General features: G+C 30.9%; 14 protein-coding genes, 1 tRNA gene and 1 other annotated feature. Of the genes, 9 read left to right on the forward strand and 6 right to left on the reverse strand.

The features are described 5' to 3' along the window. The first annotated feature begins 34 nt into the window (after window positions 1-34). The 4 genes from J418_RS0105220 (at window position 35) to J418_RS0105235 (ending at window position 9,897) form a co-directional block, all read left to right on the forward strand. The gene (locus J418_RS0105220; RefSeq protein WP_017894978.1) at window positions 35-4,333 is read left to right on the forward strand and encodes a 2-hydroxyacyl-CoA dehydratase; all 4,299 of its coding nucleotides are present in this window, start codon (window positions 35-37) and stop codon (window positions 4,331-4,333) included. A 121-nt stretch (window positions 4,334-4,454) separates the two neighbouring features. Continuing rightward, entirely contained in the window at window positions 4,455-5,471 is a 1,017-nt protein-coding gene (locus tag J418_RS0105225; RefSeq protein ID WP_017751217.1) for an ABC transporter substrate-binding protein, read from the forward strand. Between the two features lie 75 nt (window positions 5,472-5,546). After that, window positions 5,547-5,759: a binding site (T-box leader), on the forward strand. Between the two features lie 71 nt (window positions 5,760-5,830). After that, window positions 5,831-8,482, forward strand: coding sequence for a valine--tRNA ligase (locus J418_RS0105230; protein WP_017894979.1), 2,652 nt, complete (start codon window positions 5,831-5,833; stop codon window positions 8,480-8,482). A gap of 80 nt (window positions 8,483-8,562) precedes the next feature. Further along, window positions 8,563-9,897: a bifunctional folylpolyglutamate synthase/dihydrofolate synthase gene (locus J418_RS0105235; protein WP_017751219.1), complete on the forward strand. Its 1,335-nt coding sequence runs from the start codon at window positions 8,563-8,565 to the stop codon at window positions 9,895-9,897. Window positions 9,898-9,956: 59 nt separating this feature from the next. On the opposite strand, the gene J418_RS0105240 is transcribed toward J418_RS0105235, so the two are convergent. Then, window positions 9,957-10,583 carry a hypothetical protein gene (locus J418_RS0105240; RefSeq protein ID WP_017751220.1) on the reverse strand — a complete coding sequence of 209 codons (627 nt, stop codon included), beginning with the start codon at window positions 10,581-10,583 and terminating at the stop codon, window positions 9,957-9,959. Window positions 10,584-10,731: 148 nt separating this feature from the next. Between J418_RS0105240 and J418_RS15460 the strand changes: the two genes are divergently transcribed. The 3 genes from J418_RS15460 to J418_RS0105255 all read left to right on the forward strand — a co-directional run bounded on the left by J418_RS15460 (window position 10,732) and on the right by J418_RS0105255 (window position 13,238). Beyond that, the gene (locus tag J418_RS15460) at window positions 10,732-11,007 is read left to right on the forward strand and encodes a hypothetical protein (RefSeq protein ID WP_017751221.1); all 276 of its coding nucleotides are present in this window, start codon (window positions 10,732-10,734) and stop codon (window positions 11,005-11,007) included. 159 nt (window positions 11,008-11,166) lie between these two features. Then, the gene (locus J418_RS0105250; protein ID WP_017894980.1) at window positions 11,167-12,633 is read left to right on the forward strand and encodes an MFS transporter; all 1,467 of its coding nucleotides are present in this window, start codon (window positions 11,167-11,169) and stop codon (window positions 12,631-12,633) included. 200 nt (window positions 12,634-12,833) lie between these two features. Continuing rightward, window positions 12,834-13,238, forward strand: coding sequence for a NusG domain II-containing protein (locus J418_RS0105255; protein WP_017751223.1), 405 nt, complete (start codon window positions 12,834-12,836; stop codon window positions 13,236-13,238). An 85-nt stretch (window positions 13,239-13,323) separates the two neighbouring features. Here the strand turns inward: J418_RS0105255 and J418_RS16510 are convergent, their stop codons facing one another. Together J418_RS16510 and J418_RS0105265 are read right to left on the reverse strand one after the other, a co-directional pair. Continuing rightward, complete coding sequence (locus tag J418_RS16510) at window positions 13,324-13,533, reverse strand: hypothetical protein (protein WP_017894981.1); 210 nt, start codon at window positions 13,531-13,533, stop codon at window positions 13,324-13,326. A gap of 410 nt (window positions 13,534-13,943) precedes the next feature. Further along, window positions 13,944-14,030 (reverse strand) — tRNA-Leu (locus J418_RS0105265). A 315-nt stretch (window positions 14,031-14,345) separates the two neighbouring features. On the opposite strand from J418_RS0105265, the gene J418_RS0105270 reads away from it, so the two are divergent. Next, window positions 14,346-14,900: an MEDS domain-containing protein gene (locus J418_RS0105270; protein WP_017751225.1), complete on the forward strand. Its 555-nt coding sequence runs from the start codon at window positions 14,346-14,348 to the stop codon at window positions 14,898-14,900. Between the two features lie 71 nt (window positions 14,901-14,971). Here J418_RS0105270 and J418_RS0105275 read toward each other — a convergent pair whose 3' ends face one another. The 3 genes from J418_RS0105275 to J418_RS0105285 form a co-directional block, all read right to left on the reverse strand. Beyond that, window positions 14,972-15,973, reverse strand: coding sequence for a GGGtGRT protein (locus J418_RS0105275; protein WP_017894982.1), 1,002 nt, complete (start codon window positions 15,971-15,973; stop codon window positions 14,972-14,974). A 22-nt stretch (window positions 15,974-15,995) separates the two neighbouring features. After that, the gene (locus J418_RS0105280) at window positions 15,996-16,688 is read right to left on the reverse strand and encodes an iron-sulfur cluster assembly scaffold protein (protein ID WP_017751227.1); all 693 of its coding nucleotides are present in this window, start codon (window positions 16,686-16,688) and stop codon (window positions 15,996-15,998) included. A 230-nt stretch (window positions 16,689-16,918) separates the two neighbouring features. Then, complete coding sequence (locus J418_RS0105285; RefSeq protein WP_017894983.1) at window positions 16,919-17,551, reverse strand: hypothetical protein; 633 nt, start codon at window positions 17,549-17,551, stop codon at window positions 16,919-16,921. A gap of 119 nt (window positions 17,552-17,670) precedes the next feature. Here J418_RS0105285 and polA point away from each other — a divergent pair, with 119 nt between their 5' ends. Continuing rightward, the gene (gene polA / locus J418_RS0105290) at window positions 17,671-20,310 is read left to right on the forward strand and encodes a DNA polymerase I (RefSeq protein ID WP_017751229.1); all 2,640 of its coding nucleotides are present in this window, start codon (window positions 17,671-17,673) and stop codon (window positions 20,308-20,310) included. Window positions 20,311-20,314: the final 4 nt, after the last annotated feature.

Below are 20,314 nucleotides of genomic sequence, written 5' to 3' on the forward strand. Positions count from 1 at the left end.
TAATTAAATTTATATTATTAAAAGGTGATAATTTATGAGAAATTTATTTCATGTAGGTCTTGATGTTGGGTCGACTACAGTAAAAATAGTTGTATCTGATATAAAAGACAGTATAGTTTATAATAAATATCAAAGACATTTTTCAGATATTAAAAGTACTATAGCCAAAGTTGTCAAAGATGCTTATGATAAATTAAAGGATTCAGATATAACTATAATGGTAACAGGATCTGGAGGATTATCAGTATCTAAATGGCTTGATATACCATTTATTCAGGAAGTAGTAGCATGTACTAATACTATAGAAAAAACTATTCCTGAAACAGATGTGGCTATAGAACTTGGTGGGGAAGATGCAAAAATAACATTTTTTGATGACGGGATAGATCAGAGAATGAATGGATCTTGTGCTGGAGGTACAGGTGCTTTTATAGATCAGATGGCATCTCTACTTCAGACTGATGCAAAAGGTCTAAATGAAATGGCTAAAAACTATAAGGTCATATATCCTATAGCAGCGCGATGTGGTGTATTTGCAAAAACTGATGTTCAACCACTTTTAAATGAAGGTGCGGCTAAAGAAGATATTGCTGTATCCATATTTCAATCGGTAGTAAATCAGACTATTAGTGGACTTGCATGTGGCAAACCTATTAGAGGGAATGTAGCATTTTTAGGTGGACCACTATATTTTTTGTCTGAACTTAGAAAGAGGTTTATAGATACCTTGGGACTTGCGGATAATCAAATTATTTTTCCTGAAAATTCTCAATTATTTGTTGCTCAGGGAGCCGCTCTTTCCTCTAAAGATGAAGAAGTTATTTCTTTTAAAGGTTTGATAGAAAGCCTTTCACATTTAAATGAGTTTTTAATTGATGATGTACAGACTTTGGATCCACTTTTTAATAGTGAACATGAATTAGTTGAATTTAAACAAAGACATGCCAAGAGTGTAGTAAAAAGAGGAAATTTGAATACTTATACTGGAAATTGTTATCTTGGTATAGATGCTGGTTCGACTACTACAAAAGCAGTACTCATAGATAATCAGGGAAGGCTTTTATACTCTTTTTATGGAAGTAATCATGGTAATCCATTAAAGTCATCTATTGAAATACTAAAAGATATTTATGAAAAAATGCCATCAACTGTTAAAATAGCTAATTCAGCAGTTACAGGATATGGTGAGGGACTTATAAAAGCGGCTCTTTCTGTTGATGTAGGAGAAGTTGAAACTGTATCCCACTATAAGGCTGCAGAATTTTTTCAGCCAGGAGTGGATTTCATATTGGATATTGGTGGACAAGACATGAAATGCTTAAAGGTTAAAAATGGTGTTATTGACAGTATAATGTTAAATGAAGCATGTTCCTCAGGATGTGGATCTTTTATTGAAACTTTTGCCAATTCATTAAATATGAAAATACAGGATTTTGCAAAAGTTGCTGAATCATCAAAAAGACCTGTGGATTTGGGATCTAGATGCACAGTGTTTATGAATTCAAAAGTTAAACAAGCTCAAAAAGAAGGATTATCAGTAGGTGATATATCTGCTGGACTTTCATATTCAGTAATAAAAAATGCTTTGTTTAAGGTTATAAAAATAAGGGATCCAAAGGAACTTGGAAAAAAGATAATAGTTCAAGGCGGCACTTTCTACAACGACGCAGTTTTAAGAGCTTTTGAACTTATATCAGGCAGAGAAGTTATAAGACCGGATATAGCCGGTCTTATGGGGGCTTTTGGAGCAGCTATTATTGCCAAGGAAAAATTCAGCAGTTTACATGAAACCACTCTTTTGAAGCCAGAAGATATAAATAGTTTCAATACAGAAGTTTCTATGAGAAGATGCGGGAAGTGTGCAAACAATTGTCTTCTTACAATAAACAAATTTTCAGATGGAAAGAAATTTGTTTCAGGTAACAGATGTGAAAGGGGAATAGGAGCTGAAAGTACGAAAAATAATATTCCTAATCTTTTTGAGTACAAATATAATAAAATATTCAATTATATACCTTTGAAAAAAGAACAAGCTCCTAGAGGACAGGTAGGAATACCTAGAGTGTTGAATTTATATGAAAACTATCCATTTTGGTTTACGTTTTTCACAAAATTAGGATTTAGGGTGGAGATTTCACCTCGTTCTACAAAAAATCTATACTCTCTTGGAATAGAAACTATACCATCTGAATCCGTTTGTTATCCAGCTAAACTTGTACATGGACATATAATGAGTTTGATAAATAGAGGAATTAAATTTATATTTTATCCATCTATTCCCTATGAGCAAAAAGAGCAGGAAAAGGCGGATAACCATTATAACTGCCCGATAGTAACTTCATATCCTGAAGTTATAAAGAAAAATATGGATATTATAGCCGAAAAAAATGTAAATTTTAAAAATCCGTTTTTACCATTGGATAATAAAAAGAGGCTTATAAAAAGACTTATAGAAGAACTTGCTGAATTTCACATAAAAGAAGGCGAAATTCAAGATGCAGTAGAATTAGCTTATAAAGAAGATGAAAAGGTAAAAAGTGATATAAGAAACAAGGGTAAGGAAGTAGTAGAATATCTCAACAAGACTGGTAAAAAGGGCATAGTTTTAGCTGGGAGACCATATCATGTGGATCCTGAGATAAATCATGGTATACCTAATATAATAACTTCATATGGCATGGCTGTATTGACAGAGGATTCTGTAGCACATCTTGGAGTAATAGAAAGGCCACTTAGAGTTGTAGATCAATGGGTATATCATTCAAGATTGTATGCAGCTGCTAGTTTTGTAGCAACTCAGAAAAATTTAGAATTAATACAGTTGAATTCATTTGGATGTGGATTGGATGCTGTTACTACAGATCAAGCACAGGAAATACTAAATAGGTATGAAAAAATATATACTGTATTAAAAATAGATGAAGTTAGTAATTTAGGTGCTATAAAAATAAGAATAAGATCATTAAAAGCTGCACTTGAGGAAAGAGACAAGGCTGGATTTGAACCTCATAAAATTGAAGAAAATAACAAGAGGATAGTTTTTACTAAAGAGATGAGAAAAAATCATACTATACTTTGTCCTCAAATGTCACCAATACACTTTCAATTTATACAAGAAGGATTTAATGCATCAGGTTATAAATTGGAAATACTTCCTTCTGTAGATAAAAAGGCAGTAGATGAGGGACTTAAATATGTAAACAATGATGCATGTTATCCTTCTATAATAGTTGTAGGACAGATAATAGAGGCTCTTAAATCTGGAAAATATGATTTGGATAATACATCTGTTCTAATATCACAAACTGGAGGAGGCTGTAGAGCTACAAATTATATAGCATTTTTGAGAAAAGCTCTAAAAGAAGCTAATATGGAGAATATACCTGTAATATCTTTAAATGTAGTAGGTATGGAAAAAAATCCAGGATTTAAAATTTCTCCAGGGCTTGTTAATAAAGGATTAATGGGACTTATGTATGGTGATCTGTTTATGAAGGTACTCTATAAAGTTAGACCTTATGAGAGAATATCTGGTTCTGCAAATTTACTTTATAATAACTGGGTTGAAAAGTGCAAGGCAAATGTTAGAAATGGAAAGCATGGAGAATTCAAGAGAAACATATATCAGATAGTAAATGACTTTGACAACCTTGAGATAAAAAATATAAAGAAACCTAAAGTAGGAGTTGTAGGTGAAATACTTGTTAAATTTCATCCAACAGCTAATAATAATATTGTAGAGCTTCTTGAAAATGAGGGAGCGGAAGCAGTAGTCCCAGACTTGACGGATTTTCTTCTATACTGTGCTTATGATGCTAAATTTAAACGTGAAAAATTATCTGGAACACTTATGGATGAAATGTCAAAAGGTGTGGCAATAAAGTTTATTGAACATTTTAGAAAGCATATGAGGAATGCACTTAGAAAGAGCAAAAGGTTCTCACCTCCATCTACAATATCAGAATTGGCAGAAGGAGCTTCCAAGGTATTATCTCTTGGCCATCAGACTGGTGAAGGTTGGTTCCTGACAGCAGAAATGATAGAACTTATAAAAAGTGGTACTAAAAATATAGTATGTATGCAGCCTTTTGCATGTCTTCCAAACCATGTAACAGGAAAGGGAATGATTAAGGAATTGCGCAGGAAATATCCAGGCAGTAATATAGCTGCTATTGACTATGATCCAGGTGCAAGTGAGGTAAATCAGCTAAATAGATTGAAACTTATGCTTTCTGTGGCATTTAAGTCTTTTAAAAAAGAAGAGAAAAAAGTTCACAATGAAAATAGACAATTTGTGGCAGAAAAAGTGTTGATGAATAATATTAATAAATAGATTTTAAAAACGGATTTGTACTAAAATGTATAAATCCATTTTTAATTATATTTATAATTAACACAACTATAATATTTTTTCATATTATGAATTAATATAAAAATTATATTGGAGGATATATATGAAAAAACATAAAGTAAGTGTACTGGCCATTTTCTTTAGCCTTGTATTTGTAATTGCTATTTTTTCAGGATGTAGTAGTAAAAGTGGAAATAATGAGGTAAAGAAAATAAGATTGAATGAAGTAGCTAGATCTGTATTTTATGCTCCTATGTATGCAGCTGTAAATCAAGGATTTTTTAAGGAACAGGGCCTTGAGCTGGATATTACTACAGGTCAGGGAGCAGATAAGACAATGCAAACGGTGTTGAGTAAAAATGCTGATATAGGATTTTGTGGACCTGAACAGGTAATATACATTTACAATCAAAAGAGACAGGATTATCCTATATTGTTTGCTCAAATGACTACAACTGATGGATCTTTTCTAGTTGGAAGAGAACAGCAGAAAAATTTTGAGTGGAAAAATTTGAAAGGTAAAACTGTAATAGGAGGAAGGCCAGGTGGTGTACCTGAAATGGCATTGGAATATGCAATGAAAAAAAATGGAATTAAGCCTGGAACGGACGTCAATTTAATAACCAATCTTGCATTTACAGCAACATCAGGAGCATTTAAAGCAGGTACAGGAGATTATGTTGCATTATTTGAACCTACAGCGAGTATGCTTGAAAAAAGTAAATCAGGATATATAGTATCTTCTGTAGGAGAGGCTTCAGGTAAATTGCCATATACATGTTATTTCTCAACTAAATCCTATATGGAGAAAAATCCTGACGTAATAAAAAAATTTACGAAAGCTATTTATGAGGGTCAGGTTTGGGTTCAAAAGCACAATGATGAAGAAGTAGCAAATGCTATAAAATCATTTTTCCCAGGTACTGATATGGAAGTACTTAAATCTGTTGTAAAAAATTATAGAAGTATAGGTGCTTACGCCGCATCCCCTGAAATTAAGCAGGAAAATCTAGATAGACTTATGGATATAATACAGTCATATAAATCAAGCTTAATACCTCAGAGACCAGCTTTTAATAAAATAGTAGATAATTCTTTTGCTAAAGAGGTAGTAAAATAATATAATAAATAAGTGAAAAATTCTTGACAGTTCTTGATTTAACGATATAATAATATTGTATAAATTGAATTATTATAGTTAGCTGTGATAAAGAGAAGTAGAGATAATAGATTATAAAGAGAGGAAAATCTATTAGTTGAAAGGTTTTCTATATGAAATATCTTGAAAGTAGCTTTGGAGTTTCTTTGCTGAATGGAGTAGGCAGAGACGGTTTCTGACCGTTAAATTTTTGAGAGTCTGCATGATATCGCAGAAAAAAAGGTGGTAACGCGGGTCTTCGTCCTTTATGGATGGAGACATTTTTTTATTATTTAAATAAGTGATACAGTTAAATGTTATATATTTAAGGAGGAGTTTGGATGTCTGAAAAGAAGGAAATATCTACTACATATAATCCAAAGGAATTTGAAGACAAGATTTATAATGCATGGCAGGAGAAAAAATATTTTACTCCAAGTCCGGATAAAAATAAAAAATCATATACTATGGTAATACCACCACCTAATATTACAGGTAAGCTTCATCTTGGGCATGCATTAGATGATACTATACAGGATATACTTATAAGAACAAAGAGAATGCAGGGTTATAGCACTCTATGGGTTCCCGGTGAAGACCATGCCAGTATAGCTACTGAAGTTAAAGTGGAAAAAGAGCTTTTAAAAGATGGCATTGTGAAAAATGAAATAGGAAGAGAAGCTTTTTTGGAGAAAACTTGGGATTGGACGCATGAATACAGAGACAGAATCAGGAATCAAATAAAGAAACTTGGAGCATCTGTTGATTTTACAAGAGAAAGATTTACAATGGATGCTGGACTTAATAAGGCTGTTAGAAAGTTCTTTGTAAAATTATATAATGACGGGCTTATATATCAGGGAAATAGAATAATAAACTGGTGCCCTAAATGTCAAACTGCATTGTCTGATGCTGAAATAGAGTATGAAGAGCAGGAAGGACATTTTTGGCATATAAAATATCCAATAGTAAATAGTGACAGATATCTTGAAATAGCAACTACAAGACCTGAAACACTTTTTGGAGATACAGCTATTGCAGTTAATCCTAAAGATGAAAGATATAAAGAACTTATAGGTAAAAAGGCAATTCTTCCAATAATAAATAGAGAAATTCCTATAGTTGCAGATAACTATGTTGATATGGAATTTGGAACAGGTGCGGTTAAGATAACTCCAGCTCATGATCCTAACGATTATCAAGTCGGAAAAAGACACGATCTTCCTGAAATCATAATAATGAATGAGGATGGAACTATAAGACTTACAGGCACTAAATATGATGGACTTGATAGATATGAAGCCAGAAAGTTAGTAGTAGAAAATCTAAGACAACAGGGATTTCTAGTTAAAATACAGAAGCATGTACATAATGTTGGCTGTCATGACAGATGTGGAACTACTGTTGAGCCAATGCTTTCAAAACAGTGGTTTGTAAAGATGAAATCACTGGCGAAACCTGCTATTGAAGCTGTTAAAAGTGAAAGAGTTAAATTTGTTCCTAAGAGGTTTGAAAAAACGTATTTTAACTGGATGGAGAACATTCAAGACTGGTGTATTTCAAGGCAGCTCTGGTGGGGGCATAGAATTCCTGTATGGTACTGCAAGGACTGTGGAGAAGTAATAGTATCTGTAGATGACCCAACCAAATGTACAAAATGTGGTTCACATAATTTAGAACAGGACAAAGATGTACTTGATACCTGGTTTAGTTCTGCATTATGGCCGTTTTCTACTTTGGGATGGCCTGACAATACAGAGGATTTAAAATACTATTATCCTACCAGTACACTCGTTACAGGCTATGACATAATATTTTTCTGGGTAGCTAGAATGGTATTCTCAGGACTATATTGCATGAATGATATTCCATTTGAAAATGTACTCATTCACGGTATAGTGAGAGATTCTGAAGGAAGAAAGATGTCTAAATCTCTTGGAAATGGTGTTGATCCTATAGATGTAATAGAAAAATATGGAGCAGATGCACTTAGATTTACATTGATAAATGGCAATGCCCCTGGAAATGATATAAGATATTATCCTGAGAGAGTGGAAGCTTCACGAAATTTTGCAAACAAAATATGGAATGCATCTAGATTTGTACTTATGAATTTAGATGAAGATTTGATGAACAAATATAAAGACGGCATTGATTATACTGAAGCAGACAAGTGGATACTGTCAAAATTAAATACTGTTGTCAGGGAAGTTACAGATAATATAGAAAAATTTGAGCTGGGAATAGCATCTCAGAAGATATATGATTTTATATGGGGTGAGTTTTGTGATTGGTATATAGAACTCGTAAAACCGGTTATGTATGGAGAAGATGAAAAGTCTAAAGGTATAGCATACAATGTATTAAATAAGGTTCTTACTGTAAGTCTGCAGTTACTTCATCCCGTAATGCCGTTTATAACCGAGGAAATATATACACATCTCTATAATAGAGAAACTGAATCCATAACTATATCCAAATGGCCTAAATATGATGAATCATTAAAAGACGAAAAGGCAGAAAAGGATATGGATTATATTATTGAAGCTATTAAATCTGTTAGAAATATAAGAACTGACATGAATGTTCCGTTTTCAAGAAAAGCAAAACTTATAGTATATGTAACTGAAAGCCAAGCTCTTTATGCTTTTAAGAACGGTGAAGAGTATTTTCAAAAGTTGGCATCAGCAAGTGAAGTTGAAATTTTAGAAGATAAAAACAATTTACCTGAAAATGCAGTATCTGCAGTTACAACAGGAGCAGAATTATTTATCCCACTTTTAGATCTTGTGGATAAAGACAAGGAACTTGCGAGACTTGAAAAGGAAAAGGGAAAGCTTATATCTGAAATAGAAAGAGTAGATAGGAAGTTGAAAAATGAGAAATTTGTTTCTAAAGCACCTGAAACTGTAGTAGAAGGAGAGAGGGCTAAAGGTGAAAAATATAAAGAAATGCTTGAATCAGTTTTAGAAAGAATAAATAGCTTAAAATAGATATAAAGTATTAATTATTCCCCACCTCAGTTTGCTTTTGCGAAGAGATGGGGTTAATATTTACATTAGGATGTGAATTTATGAATTATCAGCAAGCATTGAAGTATATACATGATACAGCTAAATTTGGCTCTAATCTAGGATTGGAAAGAGTCCAAAAATTACTTGAATTTTTGGATAATCCTCAGGAAAAGATAAGTATCATACATATAGCAGGTACTAATGGAAAAGGTTCTGTAACTGCAATGATAAGCAGGATATTGGACAGTTGTGGATATAAAGTTGGTATGTACACTTCTCCTCACCTGGAACAATTTGAAGAGCGGTTTCAGATTAATGAAATAAATATTTCTAGAAATGATCTTGCAGAATGTGTTACAGAAGTATCCAAAGCAGTAGACAAGGTAATAAAACTTGGCTATGATAATCCTACAGAGTTTGAGATAGAAACTTGTGTAATGTTTTATTATTTTTATAAGTCTAAAGTAGATTTTGCTGTAGTAGAAGTTGGACTGGGAGGAAGATTAGATGCTACAAATGTAGTTCAGCCATTTTCAAGATCTACTGGTGGAGGAGTTATTTTAAGTGTAATTACATCCATAAGTTATGATCATATGAAAATTTTAGGAGATACCCTAGATAAAATAGCATATGAAAAGGCTGGAATAATAAAAAACGGTATTCCTGTTGCCTTATACCCTCAGGAAAAAAGTTCGGAGAAGGTTATAAAAGAAGTATGTATGAAAAGAAATTGCAAACTTACAAAAGTTCCTATTGATTCAGTAAAATCAGTTCAAACAAGCAAAATAAATAATAGCAGTTCCGAATACTGTCAGAACATAGAGGTTTTCATAGGAGATGAAGTATATTATATAAAATTGTCTCTTTTAGGATCACATCAAATGTTGAATTGTGCTACTGCTGTATATGCAGCAAGGGAACTTATTCAACTTGGAATTGATATTGACAAAGAAAATTTAGTCAGTTCGCTTTCAACAGTAAAATGGATGGGAAGACTTGAAATTTTAAACAAAAATCCTCTTGTGGTAATAGATGGTGCACATAATATACAAGGTATAGAAGCACTTAGAAATAATATAGAAACATATTTTGAATATAAGGATATTATATTGATACTTGGTATACTTGCAGATAAACAGGTTGACAAAATGATAGCGACTATAGCACCATTGGCTAAAACTGTAATAGCTGTTACTCCAAACAGTTATAGGGCTGAGAGTTCGGATGAACTCAATAAAATAATACTAAAATATAATGATACGTCAAGGGCTTTTTACAGCTATGAGGATGCATATAGAGAGGCTCTTTCTTGTGCAGATGAAGATGATATCATAGTAATTTCAGGTTCTCTTTATATGATAGGAGACATGAGAAAAATCATAGTTAACAGCTGATGATTATAAAATGAGTGCAGATTAGTGTTCTGCACCAATCTGCACTCAATCTCATATATCTACTTTTTTGGATATTTATTATCTTTGCATATAGTGAAAATTTTTCCTGAGATTTGGAATATTTTTTCGCCACAAGCTTTCTCAGGTGAAGAAGGTTTATCATAATCATCTTCGTGGCATTTATCCTTATCATAGCCATCTTTGTCATAGTCATCTTTGTCTACAAATACCTGTTTTATAGGGAAGAACTTAACTTTAAATTCAATGTCATTTTTACACTCGTCGCAGCAGGTAATCTTTACATCATCAAAGAATGCACAACTTGAACAACATAAATGACTTATATTTCCACTTCTATCTTTAACAGCTACACTTACGAATACTTCGGCACAACCACTGAGTTTTATTGTTTTTAACTTTATTTTACAGCCACAAACTTCTTTTTCAATATCTCCATAAGGTTTTATCTTAAATCCTTTTCCTTTTACAACAGCTGCTTTTAAACTCTTTGGAATAACAGTAAGCCCTCTTGGTACAGAAATTGTACAGCAAAACTTTGGTTTTTCAGGTTCAGGACACTTATCTTTTGGACGAACTTCTTTATCATATCCACCAGGTAATTCATATGAGTCTTCATAGTTTGAATCCATAGCTGTTTCATCTATTATAAATTTAATGTTTTTCAATTTGTATCTCTCCTTATTAAAGAATTTTTAATTAGGTGTTACGTTAGTAGTTTATGTAGATATATATAAAGTGTTACATTAATTAATAACAATATAGTTAACTATATTGTTATTAATTATGTTATTCTATTGTATGGAGAGAAAAAATATGAGCAAGAATTACAAGGTAACCCATCTTATAAGACTAACTAACATCATATATGAATGTACTCAAGTTTATATTGATAAAAGACTTAAGAATTTTAATCTGACTAAAGGAACATATCCATTGGCTTGTATTAAGCAAATATCCTGGTATAAGCCAATGGAGCTTAATGTAGGCCAGTCAATGTCTGCAATAACTATAAGATTGTTGATAGAACTGGTATATATAAGAAAGAAGGAAAATCTAGATGATATAAGAGCATATAAATTATATAACTGATAAGGCAAAATATATAATATCTGAGATTTTTAATGTTATTGAGAAGTTGGTTGATATTTTAGCTCCAGGGAGTGATGAGGAACAAATTATAAATTCAATAGCATTTTCCAAGGAGATCTAAAAATATAGAATAGAGAATTGTAGGGGGATGAAAAAAATATGAATAAAGTTGATGATGAAGTGTATAGAAAAAGATGGATAATACTATTTACTGTTCTTTCCTTTACATTTATGGCTACATTGGATGGAAGTATTGTAAATGTAGCACTGCCTGATATGTCATCCAAACTCAATGTAAGTATGGCTGGAATAGAATGGGTAGTTACGGGATTTTTAATGACGATTTCAGCTACTATACTTATATTTGGAAGATTTGGAGATATAAAAGGTAAAACAAGAATATTTAGATATGGAATTGTACTTTTTACAATAGGATCACTTTTATGCGGACTCACACATTCATTGATATTTTTAATAGCTGCAAGAACCATACAGGGTATTGGAGCAGGAGCAGCAATGGCAAATAGTCAAGGAATTATAACTCAGGTGTTTCCTGTCAATGAAAGAGGAAGTGCACTTGGAATATTGGGGACTTTTGTAGCATTAGGTGCCATGGCAGGTCCTCCATTAGGTGGAGTTATAGTTTCAGCTGTAGGATGGGAATACATATTTCTAATAAATGTTCCTATTGGAATAGCTGCATTTATAATGACTATCAAGGTATTTCCCAAGGCAGAAAGTGTTGTACATGAAAAATTCGATAGTAAAGGTGCTGTGTTTTTTATGTTAGCTGTTATTCTGTTTATGGGAGCATTTATCCAGGGGCAGAGTATGGGATATGATAATGTTATTATGATTTCTTGTTTTGTAATTTCGATTATAAGCTTTGTATTATTTATTATTGTAGAAAGCAAAGTGGATATTCCGCTGCTTCAACTAAAAATTTTTAACAATAGTTTGTTTTCCATAGGTATAGTTTGTGGTTTTCTTGCTTTTGTTGCTCTTAGTGCATTTAATATAATAATTCCATTTTATTTTCAGGATTCTATGAAACTTTCTCCAGCCCTTACGGGGTTGTTTATGATGGTATCACCAATTGTATTGTCAATATCAGCTCCATTAAGCGGCCATTTATCAGACAGGGTAGGGTCGGAAATAATTACATTGATTGGGCTTACATTTATGGCTTTGGGCTTATTTCTTATATCAAGTTTAAATCAAAAATCTTCATTGATTATGGTTACGTTTTATATAGTGATTATGAGTGCTGGAAATGGAATGTTCCAGGCACCTAATAATTCATTAATTATGTCAACTGTACCTAAACACAGGCTTGGAATTGCAGGAAGTGTAAATGCACTTATCAGAAATGTAGGAATGGTTATAGGTACTGCTGTGGCTACTTTACTTTTGTATAATAGAATGAGTCATAAGATTGGATATAGAGTAATTGATTATATAAAGGGAAGAGATGATATATTTATATATGGAATGAGATATGTATATATATTTGCTGGAGTTATGTGCTTGTTAGGAATATTAATAACTGGATTAAGATTATATAATAGCAGAATAAATAACAATAATAAAGATAGTATAAAAAAATTACAGGATAAAGTAGGATAATTAGTGTCACTTATTGAATTATATCTATATAATAAATGTAGATAGATATAAAATTTTTATTATGTCTGTTAAATAATTAAGTAGTATTATTCTGTTTGTAAATAATTGGTTGATATGGGCTCTGGATTATTCCAGAGCCCTTCAAATAATATTAATATTATGGTTAAATTTTAATTATAATGATTGAAAAGAGGTTATATATGAAAAAAGGAGATAGAATTGTTATTTTAATTATAGGAATTTTAATTATTATAAGTTTAACTGGAGTTTATACATATAGAAACCATTTAGGTAGTTCAAATAAAATAGCAGTTATAAAGGAAAATGGAAATACAATAAAAACTATTGATCTGAATAAGGTAGAAAAATCCTATGAATTCACTATAAAATATGGTAAATCAGGTTTTAATAAGATCAAGGTTGAAAAAGGTAGAATACGTATTTCTGATTCCAATAGTCCCCGGAAAATAGGGATGAAGATGGGGTGGATATCAAACCCCGGTGATAATGTTGTATGTGCTCCATATAAACTTATTGTAGAAATAGAAGGTAAAAATCCAAAGCATAATGATTTTGATGCAATTGTAGGGCAGCCAGGTAATTAAAATATATTTACTATAGTAAAACCAAATTCGGCACCTATGAGAATACAAGGCACTAACGCAGCATATAAATATGTAATATTAAGTTTTATACGACCAAATACTCTAATAGAATGATATGATGACTTAATGCTTCAGGACTAAGTTGCATTGAATCCAAACCCAAACTTGAAATTGAGTCATTTGCATTATCAGAATCATCATCTGAATTTAAAAGTGGATTCTGAAAAATTTGATTACTTGTATTTATACTGTTGGTGTATAAATATGGAATTAACGAGCTAATGTCATTAGACATGATTACACTTCCTTTATATATTTTTACTATAATTTTAAACCTGTTTCCTTAATATTTTCTTAAATCATATAAAGATTTAAATAAATTATATCGAAAAGTGAGTGCAACCTAAAAAAATGAAGTAGGTATTCTATGATATAAGGCTAATGTTGAATATAGATTAAAGATAGAAACTCCAGCTTAATTTCAAGCTGGAGTTATATTTTTTCAATTAATATTATTTGTTTTAAATATTTATAAAAATTTCTACCTTATTATGTGAATAATTTAGAAATGTAATCCTTCAAATCCTATTATAGTAATTTATACTTTAACATATATTAATAAATGTGATGACAAAGTGATGACAAATAGTAAAAATCAAAAGAGAGTATTAAATTAATAATACTCTCTTAAACGTTGAAAACACTTGGTGCCGAAGGCGGGACTTGAACCCGCATGGTATCACTACCGACGGATTTTGAGTCCGTTGCGTCTGCCAATTTCACCACTTCGGCATAATATATTAAGTTCTTTTTGCGATTACTTGTATACTATATCATGATATTTGTATAATGTCAATATAAAAAAATATTATTGAAATTTTCTGCAATATTATATGATGTATATATAATAAAATTGTATTTTTTTATATGTTTTATCGAATATATGTCTAATATTATATAAAATATTCTAAAATAGTGATATTGTAGAATATTTTAGGGATAAATAATAAAAATATTTAATTTGATTTAATTAATATTAAGAGGAGTATATGCATAGTATGTAGAATATAAATAATAAATTAATTGTGAGGATAAGGGATAAAAATTATGTATGATAAAAATATTTTTGGAGTTAATTCTGCATTTTATTACTTCGGCTTAGAGCATTTTTATGTAAATATATATAATTATATAAAGAATGGTATAAGAAAAAATGAAATTGTATGGTTATGTGTAAATAATGATGTGTATAAAAATATTAAAAGTTATATAGGAGCATATGAAAACTGGTATCATAACATATGTAATTTTCCTAAAATATTAAATCTTTATAAATATTATGGAGTATCATCAATTAGGAATAAATTAATTGAATATGAGAATGGAATTATTGAGAAAGGGTATAATGGAATTAGATTCATTATAGATGTGAAGCATATAATATCTATTTCCTCTAAAGAAGATTTTTTAAAGTTTGATTCCGATATGTTAGATATTATATATAAAACTAGAAGTTCTGTTATGTGTGCATATGATTTTGAAAACTATGTGAATACCAGGGATATTATAGATGATAAAATCATTGAAGAATCTTATGCAACTCATTCCAGTAGGTTATATAAGGGCGAGTTGCAGAATTGTCAAAAATTACTTAATATTTAGTTTATAATAATAAAAGAAGTTCTACAAATTAGTTTATAACTAATTAAGTAGAACTTTTAGTATTTTATTTATTATTTGGACATTGCTTCTTCAACAGCTACAGCCACAGCAACTGATGCACCAACCATTGGATTGTTACCCATGCCTATAAGTCCCATCATTTCAACGTGAGCTGGAACTGATGATGAACCTGCAAATTGAGCATCGGAATGCATTCTTCCCATAGTATCAGTCATTCCATATGAAGCAGGGCCTGCGCCCATATTGTCTGGATGAAGAGTTCTTCCAGTACCACCACCTGATGCAACTGAGAAGTATTTTTTTCCAAGAGCAACACATTCTTTTTTATATGTTCCTGCAACTGGATGCTGGAATCTTGTAGGGTTAGTTGAATTACCGGTTATTGATACGTCAACTCCTTCGTGATGCATTATAGCAACACCTTCTCTAACATCATCTGCTCCGTAACATTTAACTTTTGCTCTTTCTCCATCTGAATAAGCAGTTTCCTTAACTATTTTAAGTTTTCCAGTATAATAATCAAATTTAGTTTGAACATAAGTAAAACCATTAATTCTTGATATTATAAAAGCTGCATCTTTTCCAAGACCATTTAATATTACTCTTAATGGATTCTTTCTTACTTTATTAGCTGAGTTAGCAAGTCCTATAGCACCTTCAGCAGCTGCAAAGGATTCATGACCAGCTAGAAATGCAAAACATTTAGTGTCTTCTCTTAAAAGCATTGCAGCAAGATTTCCATGTCCAAGTCCAACTTTTCTATCATCTGCAACAGAACCAGGGATACAAAATGATTGTAAGCCTTCACCTATAGCTTCAGCAGCATCAGCAGCTTTGGTACAGCCTTTTTTGATAGCTATTGCAGCACCTACTGTGTATGCCCAACAGGCATTTTCAAAGCAAATTTGCTGAACTCCCTTAACTATATTATAAGCATCTACTCCTTTTTCATCACAGACAGCTTTAGCGTCTTCGAGTGAGCTCATACCATATTTTTTTAATACAGGTATAATCTGATCTATTCTTCTCTCATAACTTTCAAATAATGCCATAACAATCTACTCCTCCTATACCTTATTCTTCTCTTGGATCTATAATTTTTGCAGCTTCAGCATATCTTCCATATGTACCAGTAGCTTTTTTAATAGCTTCAGCAGGATCTGTACCTTTTTTAATCATATCCATCATTTTTCCAAGACTTATAAATTCGTATCCTATAACTTCATTGTTTTTGTCAAGAGCTATGTGATTTACATAACCTTCAGCCATTTCAAGATATCTTGTTCCTTTTGCTTTTGTTCCGTACATAGTACCAACTTGACTTCTCAAGCCTTTTCCCAAATCTTCAAGGCCTGCTCCTATTGGAAGACCACCTTCTGAGAATGCAGTCTGACTTCTTCCATAAACGATCTGCAAAAATAATTCTCTCATTGCTACGTTTATAGCATCACAGACAAGATCAGTATTTAATGCTTCAAGTATAGTTTTTCCTGGAAGAATTTCTGATGCCATAGCAGCTGAATGAGTCATACCTGAACATCCTATAGTTTCAACTAGAGCCTCTTCAATTACACCGTCTTTAACATTTAAAGTTAACTTACAGCCACCTTGTTGTGGAGCACACCAACCTACACCATGAGTTAATCCTGAAATATCCTTAACTTCTTTAGCCTGTACCCATTTTCCTTCTTCTGGAATTGGAGCTGGTCCATGATTTGGGCCTTTAGCTACACAGCACATTCTATCTACTTCTGTTGAATAAATCATCTTTTATCTCCCTCCTGATTTATAATTAACTATTGTATTAGTAAATAATTGTATATTTAATTAAATTAACACAATAAGTTAAATTATTATATTTGCATATGGTTTTATAATTATCCCACTGGGACTTTAATTATCCCACAAAGAGCAAATATATTCACAAACAATTTAATTTTATCAAATATATTAATCTATCTCAATAGAAAAAGAGAAAAATTTTAATTCATTGTATATTAGTTGAAAATTATAGGCTTTAAATATCTGGAATTAAACTTTTCTATATGGCAGTTTTTTATTACCTCTATAGCCTTGTTTATATTGCTGATTAAACTTACATGATTATCTATAAGGTCTTGTTTTATGCATTCGTCGAAATAATTGCAGTAAGCAAAGTAGTCTTTACGTTCATCACAATAAGGTTTGTATTTTTCGGAGCATAAATTTATTATTTCTCTACATAAATATAGATTACAGGGATGAGGTCTTAATAAAAAATTTAAACTGCATCCATTTTTAGATGAAAATGGGCATAATTTAAAAAATAGAGATGAATCAAAATTACTATATTTTTTGAAACAAGAGTTTTTGAAGTCTTTATATTTGTTCTTTAAAAAAGTGCCATTTATTTTTATAGAGTAATTTCGTAATAAACAATTTGGTAAGGAAGCCAGATAATGTATGAAACTAAATTTATTATTATCTATTATATTTTTAATATCTATTAATCTGTATTCCGGAAAGTACCAACAACATCCTCTGTTTTTGATAGAGGTATAAGAAATAGATTCTATGGTGTTAGAACATTTTCCGCAAGAATCACATTTAAATACTGGAATATTATTATAAAAGCTATAATTAAGTGACATAAGAAATCCCCCTTTGTATATGTTAAGTTTAGTTCTTTTTTAATATTTTTGAAATAGCTTATTTTAATATTTGTGATAAAATATTAGTTGGAATAGTAAGATTAAAAAGGAGTAGTTAAATGACTAATGAAAAATTATTGATATTGGATGGCCATAGTTTGATGAACAGAGCATTTTATGCACTTCCAGAACTGACTAATGATGAAGGCCTTCATACAAATGCAGTTTATGGATTTATAAATATGCTTTTTAAAATGAAAGAGGAAATAAATCCTGATTATATAGTTTGTACTTTTGATAGAAGTGTACCAACTTTCAGACATAAACAATATGACGATTATAAAGCTGGAAGAAAGAAAATGCCTTCTGAACTTGCAGAACAATTTCCAATTTTAAAGGAAATTTTAGGGCTTCTTTCTATAAATACATTTGAGATAGACGGATTTGAAGCAGATGATCTCATGGGAACTTTATCTGTGTTTGCTGAAAACAAGGGAATACAAGTTTATATAGTAACAGGAGATAGAGATTTACTTCAACTGGCTTCAGATAATATCAATATAGTTATAACTAAAAGGGGAATTACAGAAAAAGAGATATATGATAGAAATAGGATGATAGAGCAATATGGGGTTACACCCACTGAATTTATAGATGTAAAAGGACTTATGGGAGATAGTTCTGACAATATACCAGGAGTTCCAGGCATAGGTGAAAAAACAGCTTTCAAGCTTATAAAGAAATATAAAAGTCTTGAAAATGTACTTGAGAATATAGAAAATATAAAAGGCAAGAAGTTAAAGGAAAATTTAAATGAATATAGGGAACAGGCAGTATTCAGCAAAAAATTAGCCACAATTATGATAAATGTACCTGTGGAAATAGATTTACAATCTATAGAATCCAAAGATGACTATGATGCTTTAGGCTTGAAAAATATATTTGAAAAACTTCAATTTAAATCCTTAATAAATAAGATTCCCGGCTTAGATGTAATTGAAAAAGCAGAACAAAAAGAATTGAATTTGAATTTTGAGATTATAGATAGTATTGACAAGTTTCAAAATGCAGTGGATAAAATATTAGAATACAATGGTAAATATATATTGTATTTTAATTTTGAAATATGCAATGGAGGAAGTTATTCTAAGAGCTATATTGAAAATATATTTATAAACATTTATAACGATAACTATGTAATAAATATGAAATCTACAATGGATGAAGATAATGAAAAATCATTGAAACTTTTAAAGAAAATATTTGAAAGTATGAATATTAAAAAGGTAGGATATGATATTAAATCGCAATACAGTATACTTGATAAACTTGGATTGGATTTGACTAATATTGAATTTGATGTAAAAATAGCATCATACCTCTTGAATCCTTCTAAAGGGAAATATGTTTTGAAAGATATGATAAAGGAATATATTGGGGTAGACTTGTCTGAAGAAGACAGTGAATTTAAGATAAAAGAAACATTTTTATTAAGTAAGCTTCATATGAATTTAGATAAAAAAATAAGTGATTTAAACATGAAGGATCTTTTGTATAAAATAGAATTGCCACTTACAAGGGTATTGTCTTCCATGGAATGTGAAGGCTTTAGAGTTGATTTGGATAAATTAAATGAATTAGGTGAAAAGTTTAAAATAGAAATAGAAAAAGTTAAAACTGAAATATATGCTCTTTCTGAAGAAGAATTTAATATAAATTCACCAAAGCAGCTTGGTAAAATACTTTTTGAAAAATTAGATCTTCCGGTTATAAAAAAGACTAAAACCGGATATTCAACAAATGCTCAGGTACTTGAAAAACTCATAGATAAAAGTCCTATAATAGAAAAGATAATATATTATAGACAGCTTACCAAGATATATTCTACATATATTGAAGGACTAAAGTCTGTTATAGATGATGACGGTAAAATTCATTCTAATTTTAATCAGACTGTGACTGCTACAGGAAGACTCTCAAGTACAGAACCCAATCTTCAAAATATACCTATAAAATATGAAATGGGTAAGGAAATAAGAAAGGTATTCATACCGGAAAATGATGATTGTATAATACTATCTGCAGATTATTCACAAATAGAACTTAGAGTTCTTGCACATATTGCAGATGATGAAAATCTTATAAATGCATTTAAACATCATAGTGATATTCATACTAAAACGGCATCAGAAGTATTTAATATTCCAATAGACAAGGTTACAAAGACTCAGAGAAGTAATGCTAAGGCTGTAAATTTTGGAATAATATATGGTATAGGTGATTTTAGCCTTGCAAAAGATTTACATATATCAAGAGCTGAAGCTAAAAATTATATAGAAACTTATCTTGAAAGATATCCAAATGTAAGAAAATATATGGAAGACATTGTTGATATGGCAAAAAATCAGGGATATGTTACTACTATAATGAATAGAAGAAGGGCTATAAAAGAAATAAGATCTTCAAACAAAATAGTCAGATCTTTGGGTGAAAGACTTGCAATGAATACGCCTATACAGGGAAGTGCGGCAGATATCATAAAGATAGCCATGATAAATGTATATAATAAGTTAAGGGAAAAAAATCTAAAGAGCAAAGTTATACTTCAAGTACATGATGAACTTATTTTAAATTTGTTCAAGGACGAATTGGATGTAGTTAGAAATATTGTAAAAACAGAAATGGAAAATGCGGTTTCCCTTAAAGTTCCACTCGAAGTAGATATAAATTCAGGAGATAATTGGTACGAAATTAAATAGCAAG

It is taken from the genome of Clostridium tyrobutyricum DSM 2637 = ATCC 25755 = JCM 11008, from assembly GCF_000359585.1.
Taxonomy (GTDB): Bacteria; Bacillota; Clostridia; order Clostridiales; family Clostridiaceae; genus Clostridium_B; species Clostridium_B tyrobutyricum.